This window comes from Gloeocapsa sp. PCC 7428 (assembly GCF_000317555.1).
Lineage (GTDB): Bacteria > Cyanobacteriota > Cyanobacteriia > Cyanobacteriales > Chroococcidiopsidaceae > Chroogloeocystis.
In genome coordinates this window covers 2,169,554-2,187,308 of record NC_019745.1, presented here as the reverse complement: position 1 = coordinate 2,187,308, position 17,755 = coordinate 2,169,554, and the positions used below count along the sequence as shown (strand labels likewise).

Annotated in this window: 19 protein-coding genes; 12 read left to right on the top strand and 7 right to left on the bottom strand. The window is 41.2% G+C overall.

Translation table 11 applies throughout. The annotated features are described in order from the left end of the window. Nucleotides 1-29: 29 nt before the first annotated feature. A complete protein-coding gene (locus GLO7428_RS25965) occupies nt 30-527 on the top strand; it encodes a hypothetical protein (protein WP_015188360.1) in 498 nt (165 codons plus the stop codon). 81 nt (nt 528-608) lie between these two features. Here the strand turns inward: GLO7428_RS25965 and dndC are convergent, their stop codons facing one another. Continuing rightward, on the bottom strand, nt 609-2,261 hold the full coding sequence (dndC, locus tag GLO7428_RS09550) for a DNA phosphorothioation system sulfurtransferase DndC (protein WP_015188359.1): 1,653 nt from the start codon (nt 2,259-2,261) through the stop codon (nt 609-611). Between the two features lie 161 nt (nt 2,262-2,422). On the opposite strand from dndC, the gene GLO7428_RS09545 reads away from it, so the two are divergent. Both GLO7428_RS09545 and GLO7428_RS09540 read left to right on the top strand, forming a co-directional pair. Beyond that, complete coding sequence (locus GLO7428_RS09545) at nt 2,423-3,991, top strand: DGQHR domain-containing protein (RefSeq protein WP_015188358.1); 1,569 nt, start codon at nt 2,423-2,425, stop codon at nt 3,989-3,991. A gap of 105 nt (nt 3,992-4,096) precedes the next feature. After that, nucleotides 4,097-5,284, top strand: coding sequence for a DNA sulfur modification protein DndB (locus tag GLO7428_RS09540; protein ID WP_015188357.1), 1,188 nt, complete (start codon nt 4,097-4,099; stop codon nt 5,282-5,284). 11 nt (nt 5,285-5,295) lie between these two features. Here GLO7428_RS09540 and GLO7428_RS09535 read toward each other — a convergent pair whose 3' ends face one another. The 3 genes from GLO7428_RS09535 to GLO7428_RS28370 are packed head-to-tail and all read right to left on the bottom strand — an operon-like array spanning nt 5,296 to nt 8,048. Further along, nucleotides 5,296-5,766: a DNA phosphorothioation-associated protein 4 gene (locus GLO7428_RS09535; RefSeq protein WP_015188356.1), complete on the bottom strand. Its 471-nt coding sequence runs from the start codon at nt 5,764-5,766 to the stop codon at nt 5,296-5,298. Between the two features lie 42 nt (nt 5,767-5,808). Further along, nucleotides 5,809-7,878 (bottom strand): AAA family ATPase, encoded by a 2,070-nt coding sequence (locus GLO7428_RS09530; protein ID WP_015188355.1) that lies wholly within the window; start codon nt 7,876-7,878, stop codon nt 5,809-5,811. Beyond that, nucleotides 7,875-8,048, bottom strand: coding sequence for a hypothetical protein (locus GLO7428_RS28370; RefSeq protein WP_015188354.1), 174 nt, complete (start codon nt 8,046-8,048; stop codon nt 7,875-7,877). Before GLO7428_RS28370 ends, GLO7428_RS09530 begins: the two co-directional genes overlap by 4 nt. Before the next feature lie 344 nt (nt 8,049-8,392). On the opposite strand from GLO7428_RS28370, the gene GLO7428_RS09525 reads away from it, so the two are divergent. From GLO7428_RS09525 to murJ, 4 genes are all read left to right on the top strand, one after another. Next, complete coding sequence (locus GLO7428_RS09525) at nt 8,393-9,067, top strand: LysE family transporter (RefSeq protein WP_015188353.1); 675 nt, start codon at nt 8,393-8,395, stop codon at nt 9,065-9,067. 215 nt (nt 9,068-9,282) lie between these two features. Then, on the top strand, nt 9,283-9,549 hold the full coding sequence (locus GLO7428_RS09520; RefSeq protein ID WP_015188352.1) for a type II toxin-antitoxin system HicB family antitoxin: 267 nt from the start codon (nt 9,283-9,285) through the stop codon (nt 9,547-9,549). Beyond that, nucleotides 9,542-9,781 carry a type II toxin-antitoxin system HicA family toxin gene (locus GLO7428_RS09515; protein WP_015188351.1) on the top strand — a complete coding sequence of 80 codons (240 nt, stop codon included), beginning with the start codon at nt 9,542-9,544 and terminating at the stop codon, nt 9,779-9,781. The genes GLO7428_RS09520 and GLO7428_RS09515 overlap by 8 nt, the downstream gene beginning before the upstream one ends. Nucleotides 9,782-9,891: 110 nt before the next feature. Then, nucleotides 9,892-11,484, top strand: coding sequence for a murein biosynthesis integral membrane protein MurJ (gene murJ / locus GLO7428_RS09510; protein WP_015188350.1), 1,593 nt, complete (start codon nt 9,892-9,894; stop codon nt 11,482-11,484). A gap of 7 nt (nt 11,485-11,491) precedes the next feature. Here murJ and GLO7428_RS09505 read toward each other — a convergent pair whose 3' ends face one another. Together GLO7428_RS09505 and GLO7428_RS09500 are read right to left on the bottom strand one after the other, a co-directional pair. Continuing rightward, nucleotides 11,492-11,800, bottom strand: a complete 309-nt coding sequence (locus GLO7428_RS09505) for a DUF3181 family protein (protein WP_015188349.1) — start codon at nt 11,798-11,800, stop codon at nt 11,492-11,494. 66 nt (nt 11,801-11,866) lie between these two features. Further along, nucleotides 11,867-12,130, bottom strand: coding sequence for a 2TM domain-containing protein (locus tag GLO7428_RS09500; RefSeq protein WP_015188348.1), 264 nt, complete (start codon nt 12,128-12,130; stop codon nt 11,867-11,869). Between the two features lie 210 nt (nt 12,131-12,340). Here GLO7428_RS09500 and GLO7428_RS09495 point away from each other — a divergent pair, with 210 nt between their 5' ends. Next, the gene (locus GLO7428_RS09495) at nt 12,341-13,303 is read left to right on the top strand and encodes a S1C family serine protease (protein WP_015188347.1); all 963 of its coding nucleotides are present in this window, start codon (nt 12,341-12,343) and stop codon (nt 13,301-13,303) included. A 212-nt stretch (nt 13,304-13,515) separates the two neighbouring features. Beyond that, complete coding sequence (locus tag GLO7428_RS09490) at nt 13,516-14,127, top strand: response regulator transcription factor (protein ID WP_196797480.1); 612 nt, start codon at nt 13,516-13,518, stop codon at nt 14,125-14,127. Between the two features lie 152 nt (nt 14,128-14,279). On the opposite strand, the gene GLO7428_RS09485 is transcribed toward GLO7428_RS09490, so the two are convergent. Then, nucleotides 14,280-14,969 carry a hypothetical protein gene (locus GLO7428_RS09485; protein WP_015188345.1) on the bottom strand — a complete coding sequence of 230 codons (690 nt, stop codon included), beginning with the start codon at nt 14,967-14,969 and terminating at the stop codon, nt 14,280-14,282. Nucleotides 14,970-15,245: 276 nt separating this feature from the next. On the opposite strand from GLO7428_RS09485, the gene GLO7428_RS09480 reads away from it, so the two are divergent. From GLO7428_RS09480 to GLO7428_RS09470, 3 genes are all read left to right on the top strand, one after another. After that, nucleotides 15,246-16,112: an AraC family transcriptional regulator gene (locus tag GLO7428_RS09480; protein ID WP_015188344.1), complete on the top strand. Its 867-nt coding sequence runs from the start codon at nt 15,246-15,248 to the stop codon at nt 16,110-16,112. Nucleotides 16,113-16,134: 22 nt separating this feature from the next. Then, entirely contained in the window at nt 16,135-16,587 is a 453-nt protein-coding gene (locus tag GLO7428_RS09475) for a DUF29 domain-containing protein (RefSeq protein ID WP_015188343.1), read from the top strand. A 96-nt stretch (nt 16,588-16,683) separates the two neighbouring features. Then, the gene (locus GLO7428_RS09470) at nt 16,684-17,712 is read left to right on the top strand and encodes an aldo/keto reductase (protein WP_015188342.1); all 1,029 of its coding nucleotides are present in this window, start codon (nt 16,684-16,686) and stop codon (nt 17,710-17,712) included. Nucleotides 17,713-17,755: the final 43 nt, after the last annotated feature.

Sequence of the window (17,755 nt, the reverse complement as noted above, 5' to 3'; positions counted from 1 at the left end):
TCCTTAGTGTGTATTTTGAGGAGAAATCAATGCAAGCACGGAAACGCCAAATGCTGCTCAAGCTTACAGGTTTTTTAGGATTTGCTGGCGCTGCAATCCTTGCTGTCCCCGCTTTAAATCAATCTAATTTCATTCAAAGCGTTGTTGCACAAACCACTCCAGGTGTAGGACAACCTACTGACCCCACTGCACCAGGAACCACAACTGCACCAGGAACAACAACTCCAGGCGTAGGACAACCTACCGACCCGACTGCACCAACAACGACGACCCCAGGCGTAGGACAACCTACCGACCCGACTGCACCAACAACGACGACCCCAGATGCAACCTCACCTGGTTTAGGGACTGATCCGACTGTCCCAGGAACGACAACACCAGATGCAACAACTCCTGATACAACTACCCCTGGAGTAGGAGCACCAACCGATACAGACACTGATAACAATGATGATAACGACCTTGACGATAACGGCGCTGCTGGAACCACCCAACCCGCTGGTGAAGGCGTTCGCGCTCTTTGGTAAGTAGTCGCTATCAATCTTAGTTGTCGTATACAGTTCAGTCTTATCTGAACTGTATCAAAATTATAATGATATGCAGTGATTTTAATCACTTAGTAACTTTTCATCTCCGGCTGTAGCTTGGAATTTTAAGCTAGCCCAGGTTAACTGCTTGACGGTTTCGATATTGCCTTGTTCGGCAGCGTTTTTCAAGTCGCGTTTGTAGTGGGCGTTGGCGATCGCTTCTTCTTTGGAACGCGAACTCGTTTCAAAGCACTTCTCTAACGCCTCAAAAATGCCATTACGACGCGCCATTGTGCGATACTGGCGTTCGGTATCGAGTAGCTTTGCCATTAGTTCAAGATGCATCGCGTCATCGCCGCAAATTTCTTCGAGTACAGCCCACTCGTCGCTACCAAGTAAAGTGCGATCGCTTCCTGGACGGGGATCGCGAAAAGGTTCGCCTGTAACTTCTTGATAAATTCGCGGTAAGCTATCGTCAAATTCGTGCTTGTCTTCTAACCAAATCCGACGAATTTCACTGAGTTCTTCTGGTGTAATTAAGGTAATATCGCGCATATTTTCTGGCGCAGTGTGGCGAATTTGTGTTTGTGCTTGTAGCACTTTTTTTAACCAATACTCGCGCCAGTATTTGGTATAAGGGCCTGGAATCGGTTCTACAGAAACTTCACCATCGACATTGCGTTCAAAAAGTTGCACTTGTCCCCAGATGCGGCGAAAGTCTCGTTTGTCGCGATCGTCTGCGACATCAAGTTCATTCCGAATATCGAGTAACGGCTGCATCCATTCTTTCTCTTCATCGTTTTGGATCATCGCCTCCATCGATTTATCTTTACTCACCATTGTGCAAACCCAGCAGCCAAACCGCGAATCGCCACAGCTAGGGGTAGAAGTATCGACAACAAGCGGGCACTCATTATCTGCGGTTGCGCCGCGATACATAGTGAATAAATCTTTGTTGCTATATCCCCAAGGATTTTGCCATTGGTTGAGATAGATCCAAACTTCATCGGTATGCCAATCTTCAATTGGGAGATAAATAAGTGAGTTAGGTCGGTTGGGATTTGTGTTGAGGCGATCGCGTATGCGCCACTCACGATGTTTTGCCATATTGGTTGCGCGTTTTACACTTTCGCTTTTGCGCGTACCCAGTACAAGTACAACTTCTCCACTTGCGCGAATCATTGCCCGAATAAAGTTATCCGAGGGTTGAATCTTTAACCGTTCAGTACACCATCTAAATCGGTTACGCGGCGCAGGATAACCCTTACCGATTAAATTGACCCAAAATGTATCTTTAACTGCGGGATAAAGTAAATGTGGTTCAACCGGCATTCCTTGTTGTTGCGCTGCTTGTTTCATTTGTTGAAGTGAACGACTAACCCAAGCTGCAACAATTGGATTTTCTACTAACGTATCTGTCGTGATAACGTGAATTGTTTTAGTTCGCTTTTCAGGCGGGAGAGAGGCGATCGCATTCCACACGAGTTGTAAAGTCGCGGTGCTATCTTTCCCACCACTATAGCCTATACACCAAGGTATCTCGTCTAAACAGTATAATTCTTGAATTTCAGCGGTGAGAGCTTGAATATCTGCCACCAAGTCTGCTACAGTCCGTGCTTGATCGCCTGTCTTGAAAACTTTCGCATCGTGACGGACGCCGCCCGCCACAGGATGCCCAAAGGGCTGTAGACGCGAAGTTTCCGCTTCTTTTGGTTTCTGTTGTGGTGTAGACATTTTTATCCTTCTCTACTGAACTCATGCGACTGCGTAGTTACATAAACCTTAAATATTTTTAAGGTAACTGCTGTATTGTCAAGTTTAAAGGTTTTTAAAAACTTTCAACGATCAATTTCTGGGTAGCTTAAGCTTTATGAGAACTTCTAGTTTAAGAAATTATGAGTAAGAAAGTAGCTGATACTACTGGTAAATATTACCCAGAGAACACACCAGCAGAATTGGCTTCGTTATTAGCGCAGCATTTAGATCAAATCTTTGTGCAAACAACAATGATGGGTGGTACTCAAGCTTACTTAGGGTCAGTTACCTTGGAGTGGTTTGCGCAACAAGTGCACTTTGCATCGTGTTTACCGCTACTTCAGCCTAAACATAATCCTACAACAGGCAATGTAGAAGTCGATGCGGATACTATCTCAGAAATTCACCAACGTCCGCTTGATTGGTCGCGTCAGATACCACTCGTACAATATTTAGCCGCATGGAAAAACCATAAGTTTCCGTCAGTACTTGTTGTCATCAATCAACCTTGGGTAGATAATCCTGAAGCAGCACAATGGGATCGTGAAGGACGCGCCTTAAAATCTACTATTGATTTTAGACCTTTAGACCGTGATGGAAGCGTAGGTTTACTGAATTTTGCACCAGAAAACACTATCTATGCACTTGACGGTCAACACCGCTTGATGGGAGTACAAGGATTGATGGAGTTAATTGAGACGCATCAACTTCAGCGTTATCGCAAAGACAAAACTCCTGATGGTAGTGCCATTACTTTAAATGATTTAATTGAGCATTATCAAGTAGATGTTGATTATTTGGAAAGTTTACCTCAAGAAAAAATAGGAATTGAGTTTATCTGTGCAGTCGAGAAAGGCGAAACTCGCGAACAAGCAAGAAGACGAGTAAGATCGATTTTTGTTCATGTCAACTTAATGGCTGTCCCTTTAACAAAAGGTCAATTAGCGCAGTTAAACGAAGATGATGGGTTTTCGATTGTTGCCAGGAAAATTGCAACGACGCATCCGCTGTTAGAACAAAGAAGCGATCGCCAACCACGGGTTAATTGGAATAGCGCCACAGTTGCTACTAAGTCGACAGTTTTAACAACGCTACAAGCACTCAAAGAGATGTCAGAAAGATATCTTGGACAAAAGTTTTTACATTGGAAACCGCTAGATAAAAAGTTAATTCCGATACGCCCAAACGATAAAGAACTTGAGGCGGGAATGATAGAGTTTCAAAAGTTATTTGATTATTTAGCGACTCTACCAAGTTATCGGGTACTCGAAGCGGAAGAAACACCGTTACTACGACGCTTTAGTTTCGAGAAAGATGGCGGTGAAGGAAATATGCTTTTTCGTCCTGTTGGACAAGTTGCTTTAGCGCAAGCGTTGGGAATTTTAGTCTTCAAAAAAGGTTTCTCACTCAAAGACATTTTTAAAAAACTCCACAAGTTTGACTTAGAAGGGGGTTTTAGTGGAATGGAATATCCGCGATCGCTTTGGTATGGTATCTTGTATGACCCAAACAAAAAGCGCGTACAAGTTGCAGGTCGTGATTTAGCAGCAAAGTTAATCGTTTACATTCTCGGCGGCATCCAAGAACCGATGGAACGCGCCCAACTCCGCAAAGCTATAGCAGATGCCAGAACTGTCGAAACACAAGCGATCAGTTTTGATGGTCAGTTTGTAGAACCAAAAGCGGTAGGATTACCACCAATTTTATAATTAGCATTCGCCAAGCGTTTTCTCTTGTGGCTTTTACTGATGTCATAATGTATAAATACTACTTATCATGTAGGCTAATCTTTACTAACTTACATAAACTTTTCTATGGTAGAAACGCCAGAAGACGATATCAATCATCAGCGACTTGATTTGCTACTTGAGCCTTATTTTTCAAAGTATCATCGCGAACGTTGCTATCCTGGGTTAATTTTTCGGCAAGGAAAGCGAAAAATGGTGCAAATCAATGTTCCAGCCAGAGATTTGCCTATTCTTCTCCAAGCGATGCCATCTACCGACAACGATCCTGATTCGGGTAAAAATCGCCCAGAAGTTAAAGGTCATGCGGAGGAAATCAAAACCTATGTTGTCGAACGCGCTAAAGCAAATCGACCTTGGGTTTTAGGAACAATTACCGCCAATGTTGATGAACACAATATTACAGTCCATGAATTAGGTAGAGGACTTTGTATCGTCGTTATTCCTAATAAAGTTAAATTAGATATTACCGATGGACAACATCGTAAAAGTGCAATTCAAGAATTAGTTTTAGGTAATGAAAGCCACTTGATTAGTGATGATGATTTTCCGATTACTTTAATTTTAGAGGCGGATAAGCGTCAGTGTCAAATCGACTTCAAAGATATGGCACAAACTAGACCGCTAGATAAATCTTTGTTATTGTCATTTGGTGAATACTCTGGTCGAGTTGGTATTACCAAAGAATTAATTAACAGAGTTTCAATGTTCCAGGACAAGACAGAGAAAATTAAATCAACTCCTGCAACTAAAAATAGGCTAATTTACACCACAAATTACATTGCTAGATTTGTCAGTTGTGTTTTTGCTAACGATCCAGCCGATGAATTAAAAAATTACGAGGTAGAAGCAGCAAGCGGATCTCTGGCTGAGTGTCTTAATCAATTTTTCTTGGAGTGTCATCACACGCGGTATATTGTTGAAAAAGCTCATCAGAATTTAACTGTTGATGATATAAGTAGATTTAAGGAAGAATGTCTACTTGGTGTAAGTGCTGGTTTAGAAGTTTTAGGAAGATTGCTTTATCATACTTACGCTCAAGACGATAATTATTTTAATCAAACAAAAATTTCGCAACTAGCACAGCTAGATTGGTCAAGAGAAAATGAACTTTGGCGAGATAATATAGTTAGGATAGATCTTAAACCCAAAAATCCAGCAAAACCTTATAAAGTATCCTTTGGTGGAAGTGCGATCGCCGCAGCAGTTAACACTGTACAAGTCAAGCTGGGATGGATACAGTTTATTAATAATTAATAATATTTAATTCAAGCTAAAAATTTACTCAGATCAAATTCACTATCTTTCTCATGTTCGATTCGTTCTGAACTGAGAATCAGTAAAATTCGTTCTGAATAGTCAACCGCACCTCGAAACTCTGCTTGTAATATTTCTAGTCCTCCATTGGCGTATTCTTCAAAAATATGATTACGTTTTTCACGACTTTGATTTTCACTAAAAGATAAAACGCTTAAGTTTTTAGTTTCAGTAATTGCTATAAGATTAATGACTGTGTCATATCCGCGAACAATAAACTGTTCTTGTGGAATAGGAGACGGTTCTCTTTTGGAAATCTCTCCTAAAGGTACTCGCTTGTTGTGTTTTGCACCCAAAGCAGCAGCAAAGACAATAATATCAACATAAGTCTGAAAAGGACCTGTTGTACCATCAGTGGATATTAAAGATTTAACTAAGTCAGCTTTGTCTTTTGCTACTCTAATTCTACCCGTTTCTACCATTTTCTTAAAGCTTTTGAATAATTTGTAGCACTGTGTTTACCTTCAATTGTTGCGATTTACCTCAAGAATTTCAGTATACTCAAACTCATTAGGACTTTGTCTAACTAAAGGATACTCTTGTCCTGCAATTTCAATCGTATCCTCTTCGCAATCTGGTTTAGAAGAATAGTAAGTTAGGACATATTCCCTACCAATTCTTGAAGTCATTTCTGCTTCCACTTCTCCGCGCCACTGGGTATTACTCACTAATACAATCAACTGATTGGCTAATTGTGGAATAATCTTGGCAATTTGTCGCCGATAAGTTTCATCTAAACTTCCAAACGGCGAATCCATCACTATGGGGAATGTACTACCATCAGCTACCATCAACATTTTTCTTTCACTCCACTCGCGCACTTTGTCGATGATGCTACCAATAAATGATAAACTAAGTATTTGATTTTCACCTGTAGAAGCCGCAACAGGTGCTTCTACACCAGAAGTATTTTCTATTAATGTGAGTTCGTATTTTTCACTAATTTTAGGAATATAGGGCGTAATAGAAATTTCATTAAATATTTCTTGAATGCGTTTTTCTAATTGCAAGCGAAACTGCTTCTCTTGGCGTTGTTTAACTTCGTTTAATCGCTCAATAGCATCTAAAGTCGCAGCAATACGTCGTTGCGCTAATGCTTGTCTTTCTTCATTAAATTTTTGTTTGGCAATTTGCTTATCTAATTCAGCAGCTTCAGTTTTTAAACTATCAACACGCTGATTCTTTTCACCGCGTTCAATATTTAATTCAGCAATTTTTCTGTCAATATCATCCAATCGAAGTTGCAAATTGCGAATTTCTTCGCTGGGATCTTTACGCAAACGTTCTTGAATATTATCTAACTCAGCTTCAATTTGCGATATACTTTCTCTTAATTGACCAATACGTAATTGTTCGCGATCGACATCTTCCCAAAAAGCGATCGCTTGTTTGTCAATTTCGTCAACTTGGGCGATTGTCCGAATAACAGTTTCTTGGACAGCAGAAGAACCAGCTTGATTTAACAAGTTGCTGACGTTTTGACGCGCATCACTTCCATCGTCTAGTTGCGTACCACAAATACAACGGCGATCGCGCAGTATTTCTTGCACAAATTCTTGCGAAATTCCTGCGGTTAACTCGCCGCGATTCTTTAAATCTGCAATAATTTCCCGAAATAGATTCGTCGTTGATGGTAGTAGTACACTGTAACCGCGTGTAGAAATCGTTTTCTTGAGAGTTTCTTTACTTTTTCGTAGTTCTTCTTGATTTGTTGTTTTCTGGTTTTCTAAATTTTGCCGTCTTTCCTGTAATTCTTGCGCCGCAGCAAGTTCGCGTAGACGGTGACTTGTTTCTTTTTTAAAAGTGTTTTGATATTCTAACTCTTGAGTAATCTCACTTTGTCGCTGTGTAATTTGTTCTATCTCAATTTCTATCTTTTGCCGTTCTCTCAAAAGTTGTTTGGTTTGGGCATCACCAATCGCTTTTAATTCATTTTCTAGCGTTTTTTTTGCTTCACTTAGGTGCTTGATCGAGTTATCTATGACTTTCACGCCTAGAAAGATTTTGGTTGCTTCAGCAATTTCTGCTTTCTTATCCGATCGCACAATTTGTTCGATTCGCTCACCATCGAAAAAGAAATACTGATGCAAGCTAACTGGTAGAATCTGATTGATCACGTCTTCTGGATGCTGTGGTGAAGGATACCATCGTCCATCATCGCCAGCTATTTGCATAAATAACTGGGTTTTACCCGCATCAAAGTTAGTATCGTTTTTATACACGCGACACTCGCGTTTAACGCGGTAGCGTTTGTTATCATGTTCCCAAAATATTTCTACCCAGCATTCGATTGCTTCTCCGATATTTGCTTCGGCAATCGCCCGTTTATTGACAAGTTGTTCAGCTGACGCAAACGCCGCACTAAACTTCTCGTATAGTACCCACGTAAAGGCATTTAAGAAACTCGTTTTCCCTGCACCATTGTTACCGTGAACGATTGTCGTATTGCGATTTGTTCCGCCTGCAAGTGCAATTTCCGGTGTTTTGCCATAAAACGAACGAAAGTTACACAGCCGAATTGAAGTTAGCTTCATCGCACCGCTTCCTTGACAATCCGCAAAATATCATCATTAATATGACTGTTACTTTTTTTATCAAGTCTGCTCTTTTCTAACTTCCATACCTGTTCAATGATTTGCCTAACTTCTGCTGGTGCTGTATCGATTGGCTCTTGCACATCGCTAACGTTGTCTTGCAGATTCATCTGGGCTTCTACGTAGTCATTATGCTACATTTTACATCAGTATTATGTAGCGATCGCATCCATCAAGATACTTTTACTTTGTTTGTTTACCGCAACTTTGAATTATTTATTTTTGATAAATTTAGCAAAAAATCGCTTTATTTTTGGGGTTACTTTCTGGTAATATCTAAGTTAGTAAATGATTTCCTTCATAATGAAAATTTGCCCAGATTTTAAAAATTTACAAATATTTCCATTATCTTAAATATACTCTAAATTGTCAAAATAAGCAATAACAATTATCCCTATTCTTATCTTCAATTTCATCGCACACTTAATGAAGTGACTGCAATAGAGGAAACTTAATGTTCGCACTTTTCTTTACTGCACTGCTTTTAGGATTCATCTTTAATGCTGCACCTGGAGCAGTTTTTGCAGAGACTATTCGACAGGGAATGAGAGGTGGGTTTAAAGGTGCGTTAGCTGTACAAATTGGCTCACTTGTAGGAGATGCGCTTTGGGCTGTACTAGGTTTAACAGGCGTTGGATTACTTTTGCAATGGGACTTATTACGTCTACCAATTGGGCTTGCTGGCGTACTCTATCTACTTTGGCTAGCTTGGGATGCATGGCAAGAGGCAAATAAAGAATTTAGCATCAAGCTCGATCGAACAAACACTCACAGTAAAAATGCTTTGCGTTCTGGTATTTTGCTATCAATCACAAATCCACAAAATGTAGCGTACTGGGCAGCTTTAGGCAGTGCAATGGGTGCTATCGGAGTGAGCGATCCTACAGTTAGCCACAATTTAATCTTTTTCACTGGCTTTATGGTTGCGTCGATGCTCTGGGCATTTCTTTGTGCTGGAATTATTACTCAAGTGTTGCAGCGATCGCCAAGATATTGGACAAATTTAACTTACCGAGCTTGTGCCATTGCCTTTTTAGTCCTTGCTCTTGCCTTGCTACGAAACCTCTGGAGTTTATATGTATCTCCTCAAAATTCGGTACAGCCTCCAGCAATTCACAGCGAACCTTAACCAAGTCTACGCTATTTGACCGCTGAGACTTTATCTGAGTTCTGAGTGTGGATAACAAGCAAAATTATAGTGCTGGACTAACAAGAGAAACACATTTAGCAATTTGGTAAAGATCGCATCTCATCAGGATCAAGTCTTGTTTTGACGTGTCGGTAGCGCACCAAACCTGTTCTAGAATTAAACAATACTAAGGTTATTTCAACAAAGCCAGCAACATGGATTTTTACACCGTTATTCTGCGACAAAGTGCCGATTATTGGGTTGCCTTATGTTTAGAAAATGGAATTGTGAGTCAGGGCGAAACGCAGGATAGCGCAATCGGAAAATTGAAGGAGGCGATTGAGTCTTTTCAAGATGTTTACGAGTCTAGATCTAATGTTTATTGCGCTCCTGTTCCGATAAAGGAATTGCACGAGTTTTTGACTGTAGAGTCAAAGGAGCCAGGATCAGAAGTTTACGAGTTTAGGGCAGTTTATGCCTAAAAATATTCCCTCTCTCAAGCCAAAGCAATTAATTAAACTTATAGAAAAGGCAGGTTGCATATTTTACCGAGAGGGTAAAGGGGATCATAGTCTTTATACCCGTGTTGTTGAAGGTAAAACACGAGTAGTCCCAATTGATATGGGAGCAAAAGAAATGTCTCCTGCTTATGTATTGCGAATTTTTAGACAGTTTGGATTGACAGATGAAGAAATTGAGGATTTGTTGAAATAGCGATCGCACAGCACAAAGCAAAAAATCATTGCAGCCAACTGCCAACGCTCAATCACTAAAATCGCAATTCGCGGTTAAATGTTATGAGGTTGAGATAGTAGTAATGCTTTGTGTCTGAAAAACCTTCTCGTTCGTTAGCTGGAATTGCTGGAATCGTTGCAGTTGCAACTTTGCTGAGTAAACTCGTAGCCCTCGTGCGCCAACAAGCGATCGCGGCGGCGTTTGGTGTTGGTGTGGTGGCGAATGCTTATAGCTATGCCTACGTTGTTCCTAGCTTCTTCTGGGTGCTACTCGGTGGTGTCAATGGACCGATTCATAGTGCTATAGTGAGTGTTTTATCCAAACGCAGCAAACAAGAATCTGCGCAGTTAGTCGAAACAACAACCACGCTCGTAAGTGGATTGCTCATTTTCATTACAGTTATCTTGGTTGTCTTCGCCGACTTTTTTATTAGCTTACTAGGTCCGCAACTCAGTCCACAAACACAAGCGATCGCCACTGTGCAACTGCAAATTATGGCACCGATGGCATTACTCGCGGGGTTAGTAGGAATTGGCTTTGGTACTTTAAATACCGCAAATCAATATTGGCTACTTTCAATTAGTCCAGTACTTTCTAGCATCACAATCATTATTGGACTGGGAATCTTAGCCTTTCAACTGGGAGATGATATTGTTTTACCACGGTACGCTTTACTAGGCGGACAAGTTTTAGCTTGGGGAACGCTTGCCGGTGCAATTTTACAATGGCTTGCCCAACTCATTACACAGTGGCGGTTAGGACTTGGGACACTCCGCTTGAGATTTGATTTTCGCTCTCCTGGAGTCCGCGAAGTCATTAATATTATGGCTCCTGCAACGTTTTCATCAGGAATGATGCAAATTAATCTCTATACCGATCTCTTTTTTGCTTCAGGAATTGCAGGTGCAGCAGCAGCATTTAGCTACGCTGGTTTACTTGTGCAAACGCCCTTAGGCATTATTTCAAATATGATTTTGTTGCCCTTACTCCCAATGCTTTCGCAGTTAGCCGCACCCGAAGACTGGGTAAATCTCAAACTGCGTATTCGTCAAGGCTTACTCGTTACGGCAATTACGATGCTACCATTGGGCGCGCTATTTGTTGCTTTAGCAGTTCCCATTGTCCGCGTAATTTACGAACGTGGCGCTTTTGGGCAAGCAGGTTCGCAGTTAGTCGCATCTGTACTCATGGCGTATGGGATTGGAATGTTTGTCTACTTAGCGCGTGATGTCCTCGTTAGAGTATTTTATGCATTGGGTGATGGCACGACTCCGTTTCGCGTTAGTTTGCTCAATATCATCCTCAACGCGGGGCTTGATTACATCCTCGTGAAGCCTTTTGGCGCTCCAGGGATTACGCTAGCAACAGTAGGAGTTAATTTTGCTTCAACAATTATGTTCCTTCTCATCCTCAACCGTCGGCTCAATGGTTTACCGCTGCGTGATTGGAGTATACCGATTTTGAGCCTAACCGCTAGCAGTTTTGTTGCTGGAACTGCGAGTTGGGCGACGCTTTGGGCTACTCGACAAATACTCGGTAGTGAGGGTTTAATTGTTCAGCTGTTGCAACTAACTGTATCTGGTTTAGTTGGACTTGGTGTGTTCGCAGCGATCGCTTTACAAATGAATTTACCTGAAGTTGATCTGGTAATCTCACGCCTGCGCCAGCGTTTTGCGAGATAATTAAGTATTAAAATCGACTTTGATACTTCTCCACAATATCGATCAAGTTCACTTGACATTGCATTGGCAATAAATCAATTAAAGGAATTTCTCTTCTGCCACCGCCAATCTTAATTGGCATATCTTTTAAAATTGCTAAAACTTCATCTTCATTAACAGAATTAGCCGAAAGAAGTGGATAAAATTTTTCTGCTAAAACCTTGTGTAGCTTTGCATCAGAAAGGTAAAGATGCCATTTAGCAACATCAATATAAACGTTTTCGCCAATTTCAGATGCTAGCGCTTCGAGAATTTCTGTCGTACTTTGGTTAGCCATAATTTTGAACTCAATTTGCGATCTCACTGTCACAATTTCTAATTAACGATTCATTTTCATCTATCTTTAAGTAGACTTTGAGGGATTTTCTGGCTCAGAATAATCAGCGATCGCCGAAATATAAATTAAATGCACCAGTAACACAACTAACCAACTTGCCGTCAACCAAGGTAGCCAAGTCCAAGTAATAGACTTAAGGTTGTAGAAAAACCACAACCCAGAATTTGTCACAGCAAAGATTGCGACGTGCGTTGCAAAATTCATGCGATCGTCCAAGCGACGATACGCTGGATCGCGGCGATCGGGTTTACGCGGCCAACGAGGAGGCATATATCTTTAAATTATTGCTATTTGAGTAACTATAGATAGTTTCTCACCTATTCTAGAATTTTCTGGCACATTATTGCTTATTGAGTGACTAGTAGGAGTGTGGAAGTGTGGGAGAGACTAAAATGCTATTCCCTCTTACCCACCTACCCATTTTTCTAGGTCCTAGCCTACCCATTTCACCGATGTCATGTATCGAGACAATTCGCCACGATGATGACAGAAGCGAATTGCAACTGGGGAAGAGAAATGGTATCAAGTGACAGTACATCTAACTTGCGGGCATTCTCGAATAATTTAGCCGCAGCGGTAGAACAAGTGAGTAGTGCGGTAGTTGCTGTGAATGCGCGACACCGAATATCATCGAGTGGAGTTCATTGGCAGCCTGGTGTGATTGTTACTGCCGATCACGCGTTGAAGCGTGAAGAAGAAATTACTGTAACGCTCTTTGATAATCGTAGTGTTCCTGTAACATTAGTGGGGCGAGATTCTAGTACTGATTTAGCTGTTCTTAAGCTAGAAGAAACTATCCCAACCGCAGTACTAGGCGATACAAAATCACTCAAGATAGGACATATCGCGTTAGCTGTTGGGCGTTCGGGTGATGGGGCGATCGCAGCTAGCTTCGGGATAATTAGTACAGTTGGTAATTCTTGGCGCAGTTGGTACGGTAGTCAAATCGATCAGTTTATCCGCCCTGATGTAACATTGTATCCTGGATTTTCCGGTGGTTCATTAGTTGATGTTACAGGTAGTGTTTTAGGAATTAACACCACTGGATTGTCGCGGCGGATAAATCTCACAATTCCTGTCAGTACCGTTAACCGCGTTGTCAATCAACTGCTAGAAAAAGGACGCATCACCCGTGGTTATCTTGGTTTGGGAATGCAACCTGTTCGTTTACCAGCGAATCTCCAGCAAACTTTGAATTTACCAACAACTTCAGGAATCATCATTGTCAATGTAGAGCCAAACAGTCCAGGCGATCGCGCTGGGGTTATGATTGGTGATGTTTTGGTATCGCTTGATGATACACCAATGAGTGATACTGCCCAAGTGTTAGCGATGTTAGAACCAGAACGCGTCAATCAAACGCTAAATGCGGCGATCATTCGTGGTGGCAATTTGGTGCAAGTAACAATAACTGTAGGCGAACGCCCTAGTCGAGAAAAATAGAACTTTCACATTCACTATCCAGCCTGTACGCGTACCTTTAGAAAATCAACGTATGGCGATATTGTCATTGGTATCAATGGACAGTTGTTGCGTACTGCGTTTGATTTAACCCAAGCGGAAACATTAGAACTGAATATTCTACGTGGCGGACAATCCATCACCTGTCATATATCTTTTAAAAGCGACCCAATGGAGGCGGCGTGATCCGCGTATTGATAGTTGCATCTGATCGCATTGTACGTGCAGGGTTAGAAAGTATCATTCGCGCTAGCCCAGACTTAACAGTTGTCAATGCAACGGCAAACTTCGATACATTGTCGGTCGTGATTGAGGACGATTGTGATGTCTTACTCTTAGGACTAGATGACGACATATCGCAATTTCTCGCACTCAATGCGATCGCAGAAATACCAACAGTTCTTCTTACTGACGTGCTTAGTGATTTGAGTAGCGATGCATTGCGCTTAGGAGTACGGGCAATCTTACCGCGTTCAGCAACACCAGAGGAAATTGTCGCAACAGTCACAGCCGTTTCTACCGGACTTGTCGTACTACATCCAGAAACGCTTGATGTTCTTCTATCTTTATTACCAGCTAGTAGCCGTACCTCTCCAACTTCTCCCATGCAAGCATTAACTGCTAGGGAAATCGAGGTTTTGGCAATGATAGCCGAAGGATGGAGTAATAAAGCGATCGCGCGTCACTTGCATATTTCTGAGCATACGGTCAAATTTCACGTATCATCAATTTTTACGAAACTCAATGTTTCTAGCCGCACTGAAGCCGTAACAATTGGTGCGCGACAAGGATTAATTATGCTCTAAGGAAAGCTATAAGAAAGCAAAAAACTTTCCTGATTTTTAGCGTAGACACATTGGCAAAGCCTTCTCGCAGATTGTTAATAGTAGTTAATTGTTACTCCAATTACCAATTACCAGCCCTTAGTTATGTTTATTTTTACCCACTTACTTAGTTCTTAATAAATATTTCTCCAAGATTCAACAGTTCCCCTACCAATTTCACTATCAATTGTTTCTCCGCTTTCTGTCACTAACCTAATTTGCACATTCTCAATCGGAGTTGATCTTAAAGCTTTTGCTACATCAGGATTAATAGCAAATGTACTGTTTCTACCATCAAGTTGATAAACTTGTTCGCCAGTTCGGATAAACAGTCGAACTGCATTTTGCGTATTACTTGCGATCGCACATCTTGAAACTGGGAAGCTAGCGTAAGGAAATCCTGTGTATAAGTATTTGTGTCCTCGATAAGCAAGAATGCGCGGTGCTAACAAGCGGTTATATGAAAATCTCCTCGAATAAGCACAATTTCTTTCTCTGGAAGCTAACAAGAAACGAACTGAATTCGGACTCCAAAGACTTAATATTTCAAACCTGACGTTGTTATTGAGAAACCTGCGATAAAAGTAGTTGCGATCAAAAACTCCTAAATAACTTCCTTCAAATGGATCGTTAATTCTGACAGGACGCGACCAGGGAACATCCATATTTTGCCCTAAAGCTGCGGAACTCACAATCGGAACTTCCTGGGCAGCTTGTGCTATCCGACTCGGTACAATACCAATAATAGAGATATTAGCTACTGCAAGGCTTAGTAAGAATATTTGCTTAGCCAGATAGGATTTTTTACCGAAGATGTTATTCATTTGCCTAGCCGAACTTGATGCACGTCTTATCATTATTTTAGCTACAAACGAGGGACGCGATCGCTGGCAGTGTTAGCGCTTTGATAAAAGTGAGAGGATAATATTTTTTGTAGCATCTTTTTTTGATGAACCACAAAGTACACAAAGCAGAGGGGATTTAGTAGGAACAAAGTTGAAAGTTAAGCTACAAAGAGTTATGTTCTAGAGCATGACGATTTTCTACTTTTCTTGAATGAAGCTACGTTTTAATAAAGATTTATTTTATGGTAGTTAGTTATGAGAAAAATTGTGCGATCGCTACCGATTCATAACTCATCTCCTTTATCAACGCTGACTCAACAATGGGAAGGTATTACCGTTGAATATAGTTGTATGAAGGCGATCGGCGAATTTGATTTTGCTATGCCTAGAAATACAATTAGTGTTGCTTTTGCACCACACGATCGCGTCACTTGGTCTGTTGATGGTACTGCGAGTCAAACGACAGCTTTACCACCAGGCAGTGTTTTTCTCTATTGTGAGCATGATTTTGTTTGGCACTATCGAGAACAAGTCAGCGAATACATCAACATCACGCTCGATCAACAATTACTTAATCAAGTTGCCGTAGAAAACAGTTTATCTACTCCTGTTGAAATTGAATACCGCGTCATTTTTCCTGACAATACTATTCTTTATATAGCACAATTACTCAAAGCAGAAATCATCAATAAAGGATTAGCGGGAAAAGTTTATACTGAGTCACTCAGAAATTTGTTGATGATTCATCTGCTGCGAAACTATAGTTTTGTACTGGTAAAACCTCAATTAGGAAATAAACTACTAGATACATTTAAACTCAATCAAGTTAAAAATTTTATTGAAGAAAACTTGGCAGAAGATATCACAATTGCTGATATGGCAGCTGTCGTTCACATCAGTCAATTTTATTTTGCCCGCGCCTTTAAAACTGCAACCGGAGAATCACCCTATCGTTATCTAACACAAAGACGCATTGAACGCGCCAAGATTATGTTATCGGTAACGCGGCTGGCGATCGCAGAAGTAGCCTATCGTGTTGGTTTTTATAACCAAAGTCACTTCACCGCACAATTTCGTAAACTTACCAAAGTCACACCAAAACAATATCGCGACGGTTTATAACCAATTACCAATTACCACGCCAATGATCAACAATCTCTACGATATTGATTTCTATGCCTGGACTCAAGAACAAGCAAAGTTACTCCGCGATTGTAAATGGCACGAACTCGACTTGCCAAATTTAATTGAGGAAATTGAGTCTTTGGGAAAACAACAACGCCAGGAATTACGCAACCGATTGAGTATATTAATCGGACATTTGCTTAAATGGGAGTATCAACCCCAACGGCGCAGTCGTAGCTGGTTAAGTACAATTCGAGTGCAGCGCCGTGAAATTCAACAGCTTTTGCAAGAAAACCCTAGCTTAAAGTCCTATCTTCAGGAAGCAGTATTAATAGCCTACCAAAATGGCAAAGATTTAGCTGTAGGAGAAACGAACTTACCTGACAAAACTTTTCCGGTTGAGTGTACTTATACACTAGAGGAAATTTTGAGCGATTCCTTTTTTCCTGGCGAACCATATTCGCAAGAGTAAACCGCAAGATTTTGATAAAACGGCGCAAGCATCGGGCATGAAGTTCACTATCCGATTGCGTAAATTAAGAACAACGGTGAACCATCAAAGTATAAGATGCAATACACAACTTTAGGACACACAGGTTTAGTCGTTTCGCGACTTGCTTTTGGTGCAATGACATTTGGACAAGGTGAACTCGTTCCTGGTGTCACCAACAATATCGATCAAACGGTTGCAGATCAAATGGTTAATCGTGTGTTAGACGCAGGTATAAACCTATTTGATACCGCCGATGCTTACACGGGCGGACAGTCAGAAATCATGCTCGGTAAAGCTTTGGCAAATCGTCGCCAGGATGCTATTATCGCAACCAAGGTGGGCTTTCGTACGGGTAATGCATTGACTGACACCGGACTTTCCTATCGTCACATTATTGCCTCTGCTGAAGCTAGTTTAAAGCGACTGGAAACCGATTACATCGACCTTTATCAATTACATATTCCCGATCCTTTGACACCGATTGAAGAAACTATCCACGCTTTGGATGACTTAGTAAGACAAGGCAAAGTTCGCTATGTTGGTTTTTCTAATTTTCCCGCTTGGAAAGCTGCGCTGATGTTAGGAATTCAAAAGAGTAAAAACTATACTCAGTTTGTCGCTGCACAAATGTATTATTCGCTCCTAGGACGCGATCTTGAGCATGAAATTGTACCATTTGTAGAAGACACCGGCATCGGAATTTTAGTGTGGAGTCCGCTGGCAAGTGGTTTCTTGAGTGGTAAATATACGCGCGAAGCACCTGTCGCTGAAGATTCCCGACGCAAAAATTTTCAGTTTCCCCCTGTGGATGTGGAGAAGGGTTATGCCGTGGTAGAAGTTTTACAAGAAGTTGCCCACAATCATAACGCATCACCTGCACAAGTTGCGATCGCCTGGATTCTCACCAAATCTTTTATCTCCTCAGTCATTATTGGTGCTAATAAAATCCATCATCTAGAGGACAATTTAGGTGCAGCCAAACTAAAACTATCTGCATCTGAGGTGGAACAACTTGATACTCTCACTCGACCTCAACCAATATATCTAGGTTGGATGCAATCTATGGGTTGGGATGGGAAAGTAAAAGCAGCGCTTGACTCCTAGTGCATTAACTTAAGCTGACAAGATTTGCTGCATCGTCAGTTGT